The organism is Kutzneria buriramensis (assembly GCF_003387475.1).
GTDB classification, from domain to species: domain Bacteria; phylum Actinomycetota; class Actinomycetes; order Mycobacteriales; family Pseudonocardiaceae; genus Kutzneria; species Kutzneria buriramensis.
On sequence record NZ_QUNO01000003.1, the window covers coordinates 441,382 to 457,241 of the forward strand.

The 15,860-nt window shown below is 71.3% G+C and carries 16 protein-coding genes; 12 read left to right on the plus strand and 4 right to left on the minus strand.

Annotated features, from left to right (window positions below):
• The first annotated feature begins 18 nt into the window (after nucleotides 1-18).
• The 4 genes from BCF44_RS10490 (at nucleotide 19) to BCF44_RS10505 (ending at nucleotide 3,198) form a co-directional block, all read left to right on the plus strand.
• Nucleotides 19-600 (plus strand): bifunctional DNA primase/polymerase, encoded by a 582-nt coding sequence (locus tag BCF44_RS10490; RefSeq protein WP_116173983.1) that lies wholly within the window; start codon nucleotides 19-21, stop codon nucleotides 598-600.
• A 117-nt stretch (nucleotides 601-717) separates the two neighbouring features.
• Nucleotides 718-1,134, plus strand: coding sequence for a hypothetical protein (locus tag BCF44_RS10495; RefSeq protein ID WP_116173984.1), 417 nt, complete (start codon nucleotides 718-720; stop codon nucleotides 1,132-1,134).
• Nucleotides 1,135-1,302: 168 nt separating this feature from the next.
• Entirely contained in the window at nucleotides 1,303-2,568 is a 1,266-nt protein-coding gene (locus BCF44_RS10500) for a nitric oxide synthase oxygenase (RefSeq protein ID WP_116173985.1), read from the plus strand.
• A gap of 153 nt (nucleotides 2,569-2,721) precedes the next feature.
• Entirely contained in the window at nucleotides 2,722-3,198 is a 477-nt protein-coding gene (locus BCF44_RS10505) for an ANTAR domain-containing protein (protein ID WP_246014931.1), read from the plus strand.
• Here the strand turns inward: BCF44_RS10505 and BCF44_RS10510 are convergent.
• Entirely contained in the window at nucleotides 3,178-4,005 is an 828-nt protein-coding gene (locus BCF44_RS10510; RefSeq protein ID WP_116173986.1) for a serine hydrolase domain-containing protein, read from the minus strand. The two genes, BCF44_RS10505 and BCF44_RS10510, sit on opposite strands and share 21 nt — an antisense overlap.
• Nucleotides 4,006-4,048: 43 nt before the next feature.
• On the opposite strand from BCF44_RS10510, the gene BCF44_RS10515 reads away from it, so the two are divergent.
• Nucleotides 4,049-4,459 carry a hypothetical protein gene (locus BCF44_RS10515; protein ID WP_147328455.1) on the plus strand — a complete coding sequence of 137 codons (411 nt, stop codon included), beginning with the start codon at nucleotides 4,049-4,051 and terminating at the stop codon, nucleotides 4,457-4,459.
• 1 nt (nucleotide 4,460) lies between these two features.
• On the opposite strand, the gene BCF44_RS10520 is transcribed toward BCF44_RS10515, so the two are convergent.
• Nucleotides 4,461-5,117 (minus strand): response regulator transcription factor, encoded by a 657-nt coding sequence (locus BCF44_RS10520; RefSeq protein WP_116173988.1) that lies wholly within the window; start codon nucleotides 5,115-5,117, stop codon nucleotides 4,461-4,463.
• A complete protein-coding gene (locus BCF44_RS10525) occupies nucleotides 5,114-6,691 on the minus strand; it encodes a sensor histidine kinase (protein ID WP_246014932.1) in 1,578 nt (525 codons plus the stop codon). Before BCF44_RS10525 ends, BCF44_RS10520 begins: the two co-directional genes overlap by 4 nt.
• A 139-nt stretch (nucleotides 6,692-6,830) precedes the next feature.
• On the opposite strand from BCF44_RS10525, the gene BCF44_RS10530 reads away from it, so the two are divergent.
• From BCF44_RS10530 to BCF44_RS10555, 6 genes are all read left to right on the plus strand, one after another.
• Entirely contained in the window at nucleotides 6,831-7,670 is an 840-nt protein-coding gene (locus tag BCF44_RS10530) for an ABC transporter ATP-binding protein (protein WP_116173989.1), read from the plus strand.
• On the plus strand, nucleotides 7,645-8,508 hold the full coding sequence (locus BCF44_RS10535) for an ABC transporter permease (RefSeq protein ID WP_211352971.1): 864 nt from the start codon (nucleotides 7,645-7,647) through the stop codon (nucleotides 8,506-8,508). The genes BCF44_RS10530 and BCF44_RS10535 overlap by 26 nt, the downstream gene beginning before the upstream one ends.
• Nucleotides 8,505-9,548, plus strand: a complete 1,044-nt coding sequence (locus BCF44_RS10540; protein ID WP_116173990.1) for an ABC transporter substrate-binding protein — start codon at nucleotides 8,505-8,507, stop codon at nucleotides 9,546-9,548. The genes BCF44_RS10535 and BCF44_RS10540 overlap by 4 nt, the downstream gene beginning before the upstream one ends.
• 114 nt (nucleotides 9,549-9,662) lie before the next feature.
• Nucleotides 9,663-10,013, plus strand: coding sequence for a hypothetical protein (locus tag BCF44_RS54705; RefSeq protein WP_147328456.1), 351 nt, complete (start codon nucleotides 9,663-9,665; stop codon nucleotides 10,011-10,013).
• 52 nt (nucleotides 10,014-10,065) lie between these two features.
• On the plus strand, nucleotides 10,066-11,145 hold the full coding sequence (locus BCF44_RS10550) for a GNAT family N-acetyltransferase (protein WP_116173992.1): 1,080 nt from the start codon (nucleotides 10,066-10,068) through the stop codon (nucleotides 11,143-11,145).
• A 48-nt stretch (nucleotides 11,146-11,193) separates the two neighbouring features.
• Nucleotides 11,194-12,222, plus strand: a complete 1,029-nt coding sequence (locus BCF44_RS10555) for a LacI family DNA-binding transcriptional regulator (RefSeq protein ID WP_342775584.1) — start codon at nucleotides 11,194-11,196, stop codon at nucleotides 12,220-12,222.
• Nucleotides 12,223-12,279: 57 nt separating this feature from the next.
• Here the strand turns inward: BCF44_RS10555 and BCF44_RS10560 are convergent, their stop codons facing one another.
• Nucleotides 12,280-13,212 (minus strand): family 1 glycosylhydrolase, encoded by a 933-nt coding sequence (locus BCF44_RS10560; protein ID WP_116173993.1) that lies wholly within the window; start codon nucleotides 13,210-13,212, stop codon nucleotides 12,280-12,282.
• Nucleotides 13,213-13,458: 246 nt separating this feature from the next.
• Between BCF44_RS10560 and BCF44_RS10565 the strand changes: the two genes are divergently transcribed.
• A complete protein-coding gene (locus BCF44_RS10565) occupies nucleotides 13,459-15,852 on the plus strand; it encodes an HAD-IC family P-type ATPase (protein ID WP_116173994.1) in 2,394 nt (797 codons plus the stop codon).
• Nucleotides 15,853-15,860 lie beyond the last annotated feature (8 nt).

Consider the following 15,860-nt stretch of genomic DNA (forward strand, 5'->3'; position numbering starts at 1 on the left):
TCGCGCCGAGACCGGGTCGTGAGCGGGTCCCGGCTGCGTCCGGCCGATCCCGGACAGCAGCGGACCCTCAGGCAGGCCGCGCTGTGCTACGCGGCGCAGGGATGGCCGGTTGTGCCGGCCGCATTCTTCGACGGCACACGGTACGCCTGTGTGCAGGCGGACTGTGTGCAGGACGGTCCGCACCCCGTGTGGCGGCTCTGGCAGGGCCGCGCCAGCTCCGACCCCGACGTCGTGGCCAGCTGGTACCGGCTCTTCTCGTTCGCGGTGGCCCTGCCCACCGGCGCGGTGTTCGACGTGGTCGAACTCCCCGAGCCGGCCGCCGTCCGGGTACAGGGGGCGCTGGTCGAACACGGCACACCGACGCCGATCGCGGTGTGGCGGGAACGCGGCGTGCGGCTGTTCTGGGTGAACCCCGGACTGCCCGCCGACGACCGGCTGACCGCGATGAACGCTCGCATCCGCGGCGAGGGCGGCTGGGTGCCGGCGCCGCCCACACCCACCCGACGCGGACCGATGCACTGGGCGCTGCCGCCGGAACAGGCGGAATGGGGGATCCTCGCGCACGAAGACCTGGCCAAGGCCCTGGACGCTGTGTCTTAGCCGCGGTCCAGGCGCCGGCGCGGCCTCGCGGAACCATTTGCACCATCGCAACCGTAGGCACTGGCTTTGTGTTGCCGCTGGGGGCAGAGTGCACCGGGTGACACGGCAGGCGAAGTCATGAACCGGTCGATCGCCGTCGGGCAGGTGGTGATCGCCGGCCTGATGGTGGCGGCCGCCGCGGCCGGGCCGTTCCCGTCGCCGGTGCCGCTGCTGTTCGTGGTGGCCGCCGTCGGCACCGGCAACGCGGCGTTCCCGCTGATGCGCACGTTCGGCTCGGCCCTGCTGGGCGGCACCGCGGCCGCGGCGATCGCGCTGGCGACGGTGCCGTTCACCACCTGCGCGGCGCCGAAGCCGTCGCCGATGTTCGCGTGCACGGGCGACGCGCCTACCTGGCACCTGACCGGCGCGGTGATCGCGGCCGGGCTGTGCGGGGCGAGCCTGGTGCTGGCGCGGGTGGCGGCGCAGGCCGAGCAGGCGGCGGCGCTGACCATGGCGCTGGACGACCTGCGTGAGGAAATCCTGCGCATGCAGTGATCACGGCCTTTGTCAACTACACGATCCAGCGCTCAAGTCACCCGAGGGAAGGGCCGAGACCGCGCACGGAACGTCACTGATCCCCGGAACGGCTGATTTTCCGGCATCAAGTTGGTAACCGTTCTGGCGGTGCTTGTGACCCGTGACCCGGGCATAGGTTCACTCGCCATGACCGCCCCCACTGGCTGCCCCGTCGCCCACGGCCATGCCCCGGAACCGGAGCCGGCGGGCGACATCCGGGCCGAGGCCGAGGAGTTCCTCCGCCTGTTCCACGGCGAGCACCCCAAGGCCGGCCCCGTCGAGCCGCGCCTGACCCAGGTGCTGGCCGAGATCGACGACACCGGCACGTACCGGCACACCGAGGGCGAGCTGGCCTTCGGCGCGCGGGTGGCGTGGCGCAACAGCGCCCGCTGCATCGGACGCCTCTACTGGCAGAGCCTGCGGGTGCGGGACATGCGCAGGGTCCGCGACGCCGGCGCGATCGCCGCGCAGTGCGCCGAGCACCTGCGGTCGGCCACCAACGGCGGCCGGATCCGGCCCACCGTCACAATCTTCGCCCCCGAGACGCCGAAACAGCCCGCGCCACGGATCTGGAACGAGCAGCTCATCCGGTACGCCGGCTACTGGGACGCGGAGACCGGCAGCGTGATCGGCGACCCGCGGTACCTGGAGTTCACCGACGTCGTGACCCGGCTCGGCTGGCAGCCGCCGGCGCAGCGCACGCGGTTCGACGTGCTGCCGCTCGTCGTCGAGACGCCCGAGGAGGGCGTCACCCTGCACGAGCTGCCGCGGGCCGCGATCCACGAGGTGGAGCTCGGCCACCCCGACCACGGCTGGTTCGCGGGGCTCGGGCTGCGCTGGCACTCGGTGCCGGCGATCAGCAACATGAGGCTGTCCATCGGCGGCGTCTCCTACCCGGCCGCGCCGTTCAACGGCTGGTACATGGGCACCGAGATCGGCGCCCGCAACCTCGCCGACGCCGACCGGTACGACATGGTCAAGGAGGTCGCCGATCGGCTCGGCCTGGACACCTCCAGCGACCAGACGCTGTGGCGGGACCGGGCGCTGGTCGAGCTGAACCGGGCCGTGCTGCACTCGTTCGGACGCGCCGAGGTGACGATCACCGACCACCACACCGAATCCGCCCGCTTCCTCACCCACCTCCAGAAGGAGGAGGACGCCGGCCGCACGTGCCCGGCCGACTGGAGCTGGATCGTGCCGCCGATGTCCGGCGCGCTCACGCCGGTGTTCCACCGCTACTACGACACCGAGCGGCTGCGCCCCGAGTTCGTGCTGGACGACGACGCCCGGCTGCGCGGCACCACCGGCGCGCCGCGGGCATTCCCCGAGCCGGTCGCGCCCGAACCGCCGAAGCTGCCGCGGATCCGGCGGCTGAGCTGGTTCACCCGGCGCACGCCGGTTCCCGTGCCCTGAATCGACCGCCGGCCGCCGATGCTACGGTGATCGTCATCGCGGTTGAGACACCAGCCGCAAGCTCCACGCGAGGCGCGGATTCGCGCCCGGGCTTGCTCGCTGGTTCCCTGGCGGCCGCTCCGTGTCCTCGCGCTGTGCAGACGACGGCGAGAGGTGCGGACCAGTGGCGAGATCGACAGCGGGGCGGGCGTGACCGTCGCACCGCCATCCGGGGAAGACCGGCTGCGCGCCCGGATCGCCGAGCTGGAGAGCGAGATCGACGGGCTGCGCCGCGCGCTGCGGACCAGGACCGTGATCGCGCAGGCGACGGGCCTGCTCGCGGCCGTCGGGGAACAGGGGCCGCAGCAGGGATTCCAGCTGCTGGTCGAGCTTTCCCAGCAGTACAACGTCAAGCTGCACACGCTCGCGCAGCAGGTGGTCGACCTGTCCACCGAGCTGGGGCCGCGCCGGGCGGCGACGCTGGTCGGCGCCGGTCAGGGTCCAGAGCTGCTGGACGCCACCGGGCTGCTGGTGCGGGCGCACCAGCAGCTGGTCAAGGCGGAGGGCACGCCCGACTGGGATCGCCGGCGGGACGACGTGGTCGCGGCCAGCCGGCAGCTGTGCGAGCGGCTACTGGCCGCGGAGAGCTGACACCTCGGCCAGCACGGCGTCGTTGAACGGCGGCCACACCTCGGTGGCCCACTGCTCGAACGGCCGGTCGGTCAGCGCGATAGTCGCCACACGGGCCGCCGGATCGACCCATGCAAACGTGCCGGCGGCGCCGAAATGGCCGAACGTGGCGGGCGAGTTGCGGTCGCCGGTCCAGTGCGGGCATTTCCGGGAGCGGATCTCGAATCCGAGTCCCCAGTCGTTCGGCCGCTGATTGCCGAATCCCGGCAACACACCATCGAGATTCGGGAAAACGACGCTCGTGGCCGCCGCGAGCGTTTCCGGCGCGACGAGCGTCGGCGCCTGGAGTTCGACGGCGAACCGGATCAGGTCCGCGCACGACGCCTCCGCGCCGGAGCCGGCCGGGCCGACCAGTTCGGCGGACGTCATCTTCAGCGGCTCGAAGACGGCTTCCTTGAGGTACTGGGGAAACGCGATGCCGGTGGCGGCCTGGACGGTGTCGGCGAGCACCTCGAAGCCGGCGCTGGAGTAGACGCGGCGGGTCCCGGGCGCGGCGACCGTCTGGCGGTCGTCGAAGGCCAGCCCGGACGTGTGCGCGAGCAGGTGCCGGACGGTGGCCCCGGGCGGGCCGGCGGGGTCGTCCAGCTCGACCGCGCCCTCCTCGACGGCGATCAGCACCGCGTACGCGACCAGCGGCTTGGTCACCGACGCGAGCGCGAACCGGTGGTCCAGCGGCCCGTACGTGCCCAGGACCGTGCCGTCGGCGTCGACCACGGCGACCGCCGCGTGCTCGGCCGACCAGGTGTCGATCGTCGACAGCGAATCCATGACGGCGAGTATGTCACCCGGTCGAGTAGCGCTCGGCACGGGCGTGACCTCGCGTTTTGCCAGCGGCAAGAACCCTTGCCGCGCCGTGTGCCACGCCCGGGACCTGGAGGACAAGAACCCTGAGCAGGGCAGCAATTCCGCCGGCGCCACCTGCAAGTACCAGGCCTCGTCCGCCGTGGTCGACGTGCTGCTGACCGGCGCCACCGGCGGGCCTTCCTCCCTGCCCACACAGGTTCCCCGCACGAAGGCCACCGCGGCGAAGCTCGGCGTGCCGCCGTCCCGTATGGAGAGTGCCGGCCCCATGTGCGGGTTCGCCGCGCAGCTCGTCACCGGGCAGGTCGTGGAGGTCATCTACACGCCGAAGCTCAGCGACCCGTCGACTACGTGCATGCTGGCGCAGGTCGTGTCGTCGGTGGGTCTGATGAACACGATCGAGGGTTCCACCGCCGAGTAGTTCAGGCGCGCCACTCGTACTGGTGCTCGGGGCGGCCGGTCAGGCCGTAGCGCAGGCTCATCGTCGCCGCGCCCTCCTGGGCCAGCGCCGCCAGATAGCGCTGCGCGGTGGCGCGGGCGATGCCCAGGCCGGCGGCGATCTCGGCGGCCGAGCAGGCGCCGTCGGCGGTGCGCAGGGCGTCGGCGACCAGCTTGGCGGTCACCGGCGACTGTCCCTTCGGGGCGTGCGGATGATCGCCGTCGTGCAGGGTGCGGACGGCGCGGTCGATCTCCTCCTGCGTCAGCGCCCGCCCCGGCGACAACTGGTTGTGGTACCGGGAATACGCCATCAGCCGCTCCGCCAGCTGCTCGGCGGTGAACGGCTTCACCAGGTAGTTCAACGCCCCGGCGGCGAAGGCGGCGCGGACCGACGCCGCCTCCGAGACGGCGGTGAGCATGATCGTGTCGACGGAGATCTCCGCGAGCAGGTCGACCCCGGACCGGTCCGGCAGGTACGTGTCCAGCAGCACCAGGTCCGGTCTCAGGTCGTCGATCAGCGCCGACGCCTCGGCGGCGGTGCGGGCCGAGCCGACCACCACGAAGCCGGGCACGCGCTCGGTGAACGCCGAATGCACCTGGGCGACGCGGAAATCGTCCTCCACGACCAGGACTCTGATCACGCCAACACCTCCGGCAGGGTCGCGGCGAACACGGCGCCGTGGTCGGGGCCGCCGGGATCGGCCAGCCGGGCGTCGCCGCCGAGGGCGCGGGCGGCCTGCCGGGTCAGGGCGAGACCGAGGCCGTGGCCGGGTCCGTCCTTCGTGGACACACCTTCCAGGAACACGTTGTCACGCAGGCGTTCCGGCACGCCGTCGCCGCTGTCGGCCACCGAGACGTGCAGGGTCGAGCCGTCGGCGACCAGGTCCAGCTCGACGCGGGCGGGCCGCCGGGCGCCGACCCGCGCCGCCTCCACGGCGTTGTCGACGAGGTTGCCGAGCACGGTCGTGACCTCGACCGGCGCGATCACCTTCGTCGGCACCCAACTCGCCTCGCCGACCTCCAGCGTCACGCCCTTCTCCGCGGCGGCAACGCCTTTCGCCGACACGAACGCCTGGAGGTACGGATCCGGCACCGCCGAGGGCCCCAGCGGCACGATCGGCGTGTCCGACAGCGCCTGGAGATAGTCGACGGCCTCGTTGTGGTGGCCGGTCTGCAACAGCCCGGACAGCGTGTGCAGGCGGTTGGCGAACTCGTGCTGCTGCGCCCGCAACGCGTCCGTCAGCCGGTGCACCGAGTCCAACTCCCGGGTCAGGGTCTCCAGATCCGTCCGATCCCGCAGCGTCAGCACCATACCGAGGTCGATGTCGTCCCGCCGGACGGGACGACAGGTCGCCACCAGCACCCGGTCCCCGGCCACCGCGATCAGGTTGTCCACCGGCGAACCGTCCGCCACCGCCTCGCCGATCCGCGCCGGCAGCTCCAAAGTGGACATAGCGGTGCCCGGAGACGGCGCGCTGCCAAGGAGTCGCGCCGCCTCGTCGTTGCAGACGGAGACGCGACCGGCGGGATCGACGGCCAGCACCCCCTCGCCGATGCCGTGCAGCACGGCCTCCCGCTGCTGCACCAGCTCCGACAGCTCGTGCGGCTCCAGGCCGAGGGTCCGCCGCTTCAGCAACCGGTTGAGCAACGCCGAACCGGCAACACCCAGAGCCAGCGCCCCGACCAAACCGGCCGCGCAGTACCCAAGTGCCTTCAGCAAAGCGTCCCAGATCGTGCTGGCGTCGAAGCCGACACTCACCTCGCCGACGATCGCTCCACTGTGGTCTCTCAACGGCACCTTGCCCCGCGCGGAATACCCGAGCGTGCCCTCGTCCATGTTCCAGACCTCTTTGCCGGCCACGACCTCGCTGAAGTCGGTGCTCACCTCCTCCCCCAGCTCGTCAGGGTTTGGGTGCGAGTACCGGATCCCCTTCCGGTCCGTGACCACCACGAACAGCGCCGCGGTACGGACCCGCACGGCCTCGGCGCGCGTCTGCACGACACCGCTCGTGTCGGCCGCGCCGACGGCGTCGCCGACGACCGGGTCGGCCGCGACCGAGCGGGCCACGGCCAGGGCCCGCTGCTCGTATTGATCGGTCAAGTTGCTGTACAGCAGCCACCCGACCAGGGCAAACCCCACTCCGACGACCAGCACGACCACGCCGATCTGAAGCAGCAGCACCTGGCGGGCGAACCGCATCCGGGGCGGCGCCATGGCGGGACCCTACGCCGCCGACCCCCGTGAGCAGAACGTGCGAAACACGGGAAACGCGCGATGGACGAACAACCGCGACAAGGGTTCGCACCGTGACGCCGGCCACCTACGGTCCTGCGCCAATGAGAGGAGCTGGCCAATGACGACCGGACCCGTCATCGAACTGAGGGCCGCGACCAAACGCTTCCGCGGCGCCACCGGCGGCGTGCACACCGCCGTCCGCGAACTGACCATGTCCGTGCAGCCGGGCGAATTCGTGGCGGTGGTCGGGCCCACCGGCTGCGGCAAGTCCACCACCCTGTCCCTGGTCTCCGGCCTGGAACCGCCGTCCAGCGGCGTCGCCCTGGTACGGGGCGAGCCCGTGCTGGGCATCCCCGACGGCATCGGCTACATGTTCCAGAACGACGCCGTGCAGCCGTGGCGTTCCGTGCTGGACAACGTGGCCGCCGGCCCGCGCTACCGGGGCATGACCAAGGCCAAGGCCCGCGAGAAGGCCCGGGCCTGGGTGGACAAGGTGGGGCTGGGCACGTTCGCGGGCTACTACCCGCACCAGCTCTCCGGCGGCATGCGCAAGCGCGTCGCGCTGGCGGCGACGCTCGTCAACGAGCCGTCGATCCTGCTGATGGACGAGCCGTTCAGCGCCCTGGACGTGCAGACGCGGGCCCTGATGCAGGACGAGCTGCTGCGCCTGTGGTCGGGCTCCAACGCCGATGGATCAACGCTCGACCCTGCGAGCAGGTCTTCGGTCATCTTCGTCACCCACGACCTGGACGAGGCGATCGCCTTGGCGGACAAGGTGATCGTGATGACGGCGAGCCCGGCGACGATCAAGGCCAGCTTCGAGGTGGACCTGCCGCGGCCGCGGCTGGTCGAGGAGATCCGGATGACGCCGGAGTTCCAGCTCATGTACCGGCAGATCTGGGAATCGTTGCGGGAAGAGGTGGACAAGGCCCGTGAGCGCAGTGTTGTCGCCGGTTGACGCGCCGCCGGCCCGGGAGCTGACCGGCGCCGCCACCGCGGCGCGCAACCGCCGCATCAAGGTGTGGTCGATCCGGGTCGTGCTGGTGGCGGCCTGGCTGGGCAGCTGGGAGCTGGCCGCCACGTACTGGATCGACCCGTTCTTCTACTCCAAGCCCAGCCAGGTGTGGTCCAAGCTGGTCGACTGGTTCACCGTCGGCACCAGCCAGGGCTCGATCTGGACGAACATCGCCGCCACCATGCAGGAGGCCGTGCTCGGCTTCGTGCTGGGGGCGCTGGCCGGCATCGTGCTCGGCGTGCTGCTCGGCCGCAGCCCGCTGCTGTCGGACATCTGCGCGCCGTTCATCAAGGCGCTCAACGCCGTGCCGCGCATCGTGCTGGCGTCGCTGTTCGTGATCTGGTTCGGCCTCGGCATGCAGTCCAAGATCGCGACGGCCTTCATCCTGGTGTTCTTCTCGGTCTTCTTCAACGCCTTCCAGGGCGCCCGCGAGGTGGACCGGAACCTGATCAACAACGCCCGGGTGCTGGGCGCCAGCAAGCTCCAGGTGCTGACCACGATCGTGCTGCCCAGCGCGACGTCCTGGATCCTGGCCTCGCTGCACTCCGCCTTCGGCTTCGCCCTGATCGGCGCCGTCGTCGGCGAGGTCGTCGGCGCGGAAACCGGCCTCGGCCTGCTCATCTCCCGTTCCCAGGGCAATTTCGACACCCCCGGCATCTACGCCGGCATGATCGTCATCACCGTGCTGGCGCTGCTGGCCGAGGCGATCCTCACCGCACTCGAGAAGCGGCTGCTCAAGTGGCGGCCGACCGCGGCGCACGAGCAAGGAGCCCAGCTATGAACCTGCGTACCCCTGTCACGCTGGTCGTCGCCGCCGCGACCGTGCTCGGCCTGGCCGCGTGCCGCGACTCCCGCACGGACACCGCGTCGGCCGGCGGCGCCGACCACGTGCGGATCATGGTCGGCGGCATCGACAAGGTCATCTACCTGCCGGCCAAGCTGGCCGACCAGCTCGGCTACTTCAAGGAGCAGGGCGTCACCGTCGATCTGGCCACCCAGCAGGCCGGCGTCAGCGCCGAGAACTCGCTGATCTCCGGCGACGTGCAGGGCGTGGTCGGCTTCTACGACCACACCATCGACCTCCAGACCAAGGGCAAGTGCCTGGAGAGCGTGGTGCAGCTGGCCAACATCCCCGGCGAGGTCGAGATGGTGTCGCCGGCGCAGGCCGGCACGATCAAGTCCGCGGCCGACTTCAAGGGCCGCAAGCTCGGCGTGACCGACCTCGGCTCGTCCACCGACTTCCTCACCCAGTACCTGGGACAGCGGCAGGGTCTGCACGCCGGCACCGACTACACGGAGGTGAAGGCGGGCGCCGGCTCGACTTTTGTCGCCTCGCTGGAAAACGGCCAAATTGACGCCGGCATGACGACGGACCCGACCGTCGCCCAGCTGGTGGCCACCGGCAAGGGCAAGGTGATGTTGGACATGCGCACCGAGGAGGGCACCACGGCGGCGCTGGGCGGGCTGTACCCGGCCAGTTCGCTGTACATGAGCTGCGATTACGTCAACGCGCACAAGCCGGTCGTGCAGAAGCTGGCCAACGCGCTGGTCAAGACGCTCCAGTACATCGGGTCGCACTCGGGGGCGGAGATCGCCGCCAAGATGCCCGCCGACTACGCCGGCAGCGACAAGTCCCTGTACGAGAAGGCCATCTCGGACACCAAGTCCATGTTCAACAGCGATGGCAAGATGCCTGCCGACGGGGCCGCGAACGTGCTCAAGGTGCTGAGCCAGTTCTCCCCCAACGTCAAGGGCAAGCAGGACAGCGTGCGGCTGACTGAGACCTACACCACCGAGTTCGTGGCCAAGGCGACGCCCTGACGCCTTCAGCCCAGGACTTGACCGGCCGACTAGCTTATGGGGAGTCGTGACGTACCAAGCGGTAACTCCGCTCGGCGCACTGTCGGCTCAATCCTGGGGTGCAAGGGAGGATCGGTGGTTCGCGCGTTGGTGGCGTCGTCGGCCGTCGCGGTCGGCGCGTCGGCGCTCGTCGGATGTTTACTCGGCGCCTACCTGCACGAGCTGGATGCCAAGGCGGACCCGGCGCCGACCGTCGTGTCGTCCGTGCCGGCCACGGTGAGCACCCAGGTGTCCACCGTGGTCGTCACGGTCACGCCGACCACCACGACCACGACGACCACGACGGCGCCGGTGGACACCCACCAGAACACGCCGACCAAGAACCCGCCGCCGACCACGAAGACCACCGTGCCGCCGCCGCGGACGACCACGGCGCCGCCGCCGGCGACCACCACCACGACGTGCCTGATCTTCTGCACCCACTGAGGTCTCACGCCACCGAAACCGGTCGGAAACAGCGCGCGGGCAGGGTGGGGTCATGGCCACTTCCACATGGCGACTGCGAGTGCGGCTGGTCGACAGCCCGGGCGTGCTGGCCCGGTTGACGGTCCGGCTGGCCGACCAGAACTGCAACGTGCTGGCGCTTTCCGTGCTGCCCGTGCCCGACGGCGTGGTCGACGAGCTCGTCGTCGCCGCTCCTGACCGCTTGCAGCCGGCGGACATCGTGTCGCTGGTGCACGGCGAGGGCGCCCGGGACGTGTCCATCGCCCCCGCCGAGATGCACGACCTCGTCGACGACCGGGCGGCCGCGCTGCGGGCCGCCGGCCGGGTGCTGGCCGATCCCGCCGAGCTGGCGTCGGCGCTGCGGTCCGTGCTGGGCGCGGATTCCGTCTCTCCGGTGACATCCGGCCCGGAAATGGCCGGCTGGGGTGTGTCGGCGCTCGACCCTCACCAGTTCGTGGTCAGCTTTCCGGGTGGCGGCGCCCTTCTCGTACGCCGAGAGTGGGCACCCTTCACCGACTCCGAGCTGGCCCGGGCGTTCGCGCTGCTGGAGGTGCTCCGTACGGCCGGTGTGCCGACGCCCAGGGCCGTCGTCACGTCCGACGGCGCCGGGCTCGTGCTGCGGCTCGGGCAGCCGTCCGACGCCGACGCAGTCGCCGCCCTGCACCAGCGCTGCTCGATGCGGACCCTGTTCGCCCGCTACCACGCCGGCGTGCGGACCGTGCCGCGTCGATGGCTGCACCGGTTGCTCAGCCCGCCACGAGGTACCACCTTCGTGGCGTTGGCCGGCCGCGAGGTCATCGCAATCGGGCAGCTGATCGGCACCACCACTCCCCGCGTCGCCGAGGTATCCCTGCTCGTCGAGGACGCCTGGCAGCGCCGTGGCGTCGGCGCCGCGCTGCTGACGCACCTGGCCGCCGTGGCACGCGGAGGAGACTTCGACGAGCTCGTGGGCTGGTGCCTGCCGGCCGAGGACGCGCTCGTCCGAACGGCCGCCCGGGCCGGCCTCGCTTCGCGACAGCGGGTGGAGGACGGGTTGCTCAGGGTGGCGGTGACACTCCGCAGAACCGGTTCAGTAACCCGTGTGAGCGCTTCCACGGACCCCTTCTCGCGTTAAGCTTCTTGACGAAAGCCGCCAGTCTGTGGCGGCTCGTGAGGAGCAGACGTGGTCGTGCACCGCCCCAACTCCCGTCCCACCTTGGAGGATGTGGCGGCCAAGGCCGGCGTGTCCAGGGCGACCGCGTCCCGGGTGCTCAACGGCTCGCCCAAGGTGAGCCCCTCGGCCCTGGAGTCGGTCAACTCCGCCGTGCTGGAGCTGGGCTACCAGCCCAACCAGGCCGCCCGGACCCTCGTCACGCGGCGGACCGGCGCGGTGGCCGTGCTCATCTCCGAGCCCCAGCCCAAGATCTTCAACGACCCGCACTTCGCCGGCCTGGTCAAGTACGCCGCGATGACGCTCGGCGCGCGGGACTCCCAGATGGTCCTCGTCCTCGTGCACACCCCCGAGGACCAGCTGCGGGCCCAGCGGTTCCTCGCCGGCGGGCACGTCGACGGCGCCCTGCTGTTCACGCCGCACCAGGACGACCCCCTGCCCACCTCCGTCCGCAAGCTCTCCCTGCCCGTCGTGTTCGGCGGCCGGCCGTGGGGGTCCCTGCGGGGTCTGCACACCGTCGACAACGACAACGAGAACGGCGCCGCCATGGCCACCCGGTACCTGGCCGAGCGCGGCTGCCGGCAGATCGTCAGCGTCACCGGTCCCGTCGACGAGCTCGCCGCCACCGATCGCCTCGCCGGCTTCCGCGCCGCCACCGGCGCCGACGACCGCCGGCTCGCCGAGATCACCGAGTGCGGGTTCTTCAACCGCGAGGGCGGGGAGCGGGCCATGACCGCCCTGCTCTCGCGGGTTCCCGACCTCGACGGCGTCTTCGCCGCCAACGACCTCATGGCCGCCGGCGCGATGGCCGCGCTGCGGGCCGCCGGAAAGCGTGTTCCACAGGACGTCGCCGTGGTCGGTTTCGACGACGACGAGTCCGTGGCCCCGCACACCGACCCGCCGCTGACCTCCGTCCGTCAGGACATCGGCCGTCAGGTGCAGGCCATGGTCGACCGCCTGGACTCCCTCATCCGCGGCGAGGAGCCCCGCCACCGTCACCAGATGCTCCCCGTGGAACTGGTGCACCGCCAGTCGGCCTGACTCGGGCGTGTGCCTCAGACCTGCATTCGGTGTGCCTGTGAGCGCGACTCGCGGGGGTTAGACGGCGACTGCGGCGGGGTGGCGGGCGGTCTGCTCGGTGACCATGAGCGGGAGCTCGGGGTAGTCGATGGACAGCCGGAGCATGAGGTCGGCGAAGGACTCGCCGAGCGGCTCGCCGTAGGAGGGGGCCAGGAGGCGGACGCCGCGAAGGCCGGGGTGGGCGCCGCCGGTGACCGAAGCGGGGTCGTCGGCGGGGGCGACGCGGGTGGGGCCGTAGTAGGTGACGCCGTACCAGTTGACGGGTTCGGCGATCAGGGAGAGGTCGCCCGGCAGGACGACGTCCTGCCAGCGGCCGAGCCACGCGGTGTCGGCGACGACGTCGGCGGGATAGCCGCGGCCGAAGAGGGGGTCGAGGAAGAAGCGGTTGCGCAGGCCGTCGACCTTGCGGAAGACGGTGGCGTGCGGCTGGTCGTCGCGGTCGACGACCACGGTCGTCAGGTTGAGGACGATGGAGACCTCGTGCTCGGGCGACTGCTCGCGGATCGCGGACACGGCGAGGCCGTGCCCGAGCAGCAGGTGGTGCGCCGACCGCAGCGCGGCGACGGGGTCGTGCGCGTAGCCGAGGAACGCCGCGCGCGACGGCTCGTCGAGAGTGGTCCACAGCCGCACACGGTCGCCCAGCGCGCCGTGCACGGCCGTGGTGTATTCGGCGAACCGGAGGGCCGTCTCACGGTTCGTCCAGCCGCCGGCCTCGTCCAGCGACTGCGGCAGGTCCCACTGGTAGAGGGTGGCGATCGGGGTGACGCCCTTGTCCAGCAGGCGGTCCACGAGCCGGTCGTAGAAGGCCAGGCACGCCCGCGGCGCTGCGCCGCGTCCCTCTGGCTGCACACCCGCCCAGGCCACCGGGAACCGGTAGGCCGGCCGGCCGAAGCCGGCGAAGGTGTCCCAGCAGCCGTCGGCGGTGGCGGCGACCGTCCGGCTTCTGCCCATCGTCCGTCCTCCTCGACGCGCGCGTGGGTGAGAGCGCTCTCACCTTGACCGTGACAGCGCTCACTGTCAAGGCGTTGACAAGAATCGCGGCCAGTCGCAGCCGTGCCGCTACCCTGACCGAGGGTGACGAGAGGAGGTGGTCGCGGTGAGTACCGACGGAAGTAGTCGCAGCTCCGCGGCCGCCCGGTACCTGTCTGCCTGACCAGTGCCGCGTGGCCATCGCCCACGCCCACTGGGAGTCTTGTCATGACCAGGACGACGCACGCCGTCGCCGCGACGCTCACCGAACTCGCGTCGATGGACGCCGGCACGCTGATCCGCCACCTCGGCGCGAGCCCGGCCGGCCTGACCAGCCTCGAACGCGACGCCCGGCTGTCCCGCCACGGCCGCAACCGCATCGCCGGGGCGGACGGCCCGCGCTGGACCGGCCGCCTGCTGCGCTGCGTGCGCAGCCCCTTCGTCGGCCTGCTGCTGGGCCTGGACCTGGTGCTGGCGCTGACCGCCAACATCGCCGGCGCGGTCACCGTCGGCGTGATGGTGCTGGTCGGCGTGCTGCTCCGGTGCTGGCAGGAACACCGCTCCGACCAGGCCGCCAAACGTTTGCGGGCCCTCGTCGCGACCACCGCCACCGTGGCCCGGCGCGGCAGCCGCTCGCCGCGACGGTTCGCCGGCCCGCCCGGGACGGTCACCACCGAACTGCCGGTGGAGCTGCTGGTGCCCGGCGACGTCGTGCACCTCAAGGCGGGCGACCTGGTGCCGGCCGACTGCCGGCTGCTCACCGCCAACAACCTGGTCGTCGAGCAGGCGACGCTGTCCGGCGAGTCGCTGCCGGTGCGCAAGACGGTGACGACGGACCACATCGCCGGCAACGTGCTCGACTCGCCGGTGTTCTGCTTCCTCGGCTCCACGGTGGTCGGCGGCTCGGCGACGGCGGTGGTGGTCGGCACCGGCGCCGAGACCTACCTGGGCGCCATCGCCGAGCGGCTGACCCAGCCGGACCGCGACGCCGACGCCGGCATGCGGTCGGTGAGCTGGACCCTGATCCGGTTCACACTGGTGTTGGCGCCGATCGTGCTGGCGGTCAGCGGCCTCACCCACGGCGACTGGGCCGAGGCGGCGCTGTTCGCGGTCTCGGTCGCCGTCGGCCTGACGCCGGAGATGCTGCCGGTGATCGTCACGACCAACCTCGCCAAGGGCGCCGTCGAGCTGTCCGAGCGGCAGGTGATCGTGAAGCGGCTGCGGGCCGTGCACGAATTCGGCCAGCTGGACGTGCTGTGCGTGGACAAGACCGGCACGCTCACCGACGACCGGATCACACTCGAGCACACCGACGACCGGACGCTGGAGCTCGCCTACCTCAACTCCGCGTTGCAGACGGGCCTGCGCAACCCCTTCGACCGGGCGGTGATCGACGCCGTGGAGCCGGACCACCGGCTCATCCTCGAGGCGGGCTGGCGGCTGGTCGACGAGCTGCCCTTCGACCACGAGCGCCGCCGGATGTCGGTGATCGTCCGAGACACCGAGGGTCGGCACCTGCTCGTCACCAAGGGCGCCGTCGACCACGCACAAGCCGAGCACGGCACGAGGGTGCTGGGCCTGTGGTGCAAGGAGATCGAGCCCCGCGAGATCTACCAGCTCGCCGACGAGGACGGCGCCGAGCTGGTCGGCCACCTGTTCTTCCGGGACCCGCCGAAGGAGTCCGCCGCGACGGCGATCCAGCAGCTGACCGAGCTGGGCGTCCGCATCGTCGTCGTCACCGGCGACAACGAGCGCGTCGCCCGCAAGGTCTGCCGCGACATCGGCATCCCGGACGCCACCGTGCACGCGCGGGCGACGCCGCCCCGCAAGGCGGAGATCGTCCGCGAGTTGAAGGAAGCCGGCCACACCGTCGGCTTCCTCGGCGACGGCGTGAACGACGCCCTCGCGCTGCGCGAGGCCGACCTGGCGATCTCCGTCGGCGGCGCGGTGCCGGTCGCGCGGGACATCGCCGAGGTGATCCTGCTGCACAAGGACCTCACCGTGCTGGCCCAGGGCGTCCTTGCCGGCCGGCGCACCTTCGCCAACACCATGAAGTACGTGAAGCTGACCGCCAGCTCCAACTTCGGCAACGTGCTGAGCGTGCTCGCGGCGGCCGTGTTCCTGCCGTTCCTGCCGATGCTGCCGGTGCAGCTGCTGGTCCAGAACCTGGCGTATGACGTAGCTCAACTGGCGATCCCGTGGGATGGCGTGGATCGTGAGCAGGTGAGCTCTCCTCGCAAGTGGGCCGGCGGCGACCTCGCCCGGTTCATGCTCCTGGTCGGCCCGCTCAGTTCCCTGTTCGACCTCGTCCTGTTCGCGGCGATGAGCCACTACGACCCCGCGACCTTCCAGACCGGCTGGTTCGTCGAGGGACTGCTGTCGCAGCTGCTGATCGTGCACGTCATCCGCACGCAACGGCGCTCCCGGGCCGCCCTGCCGGTGATCGTCGCGACGGCCGCGGCCGCCGCGATCGGGCTGGCGCTGCCGTTCACGGGGCTTTTCGGTCTGGTACAGCTGCCCGCCACCTACTTCCCCTGGCTGGCCGCCACACTCGTGGGCTACTGCGCGCTGGTGCAGGCCGTGAAGACCTTCTACGTACGCAAGTTCGCCACCTGGCTGTGAGGAATTCT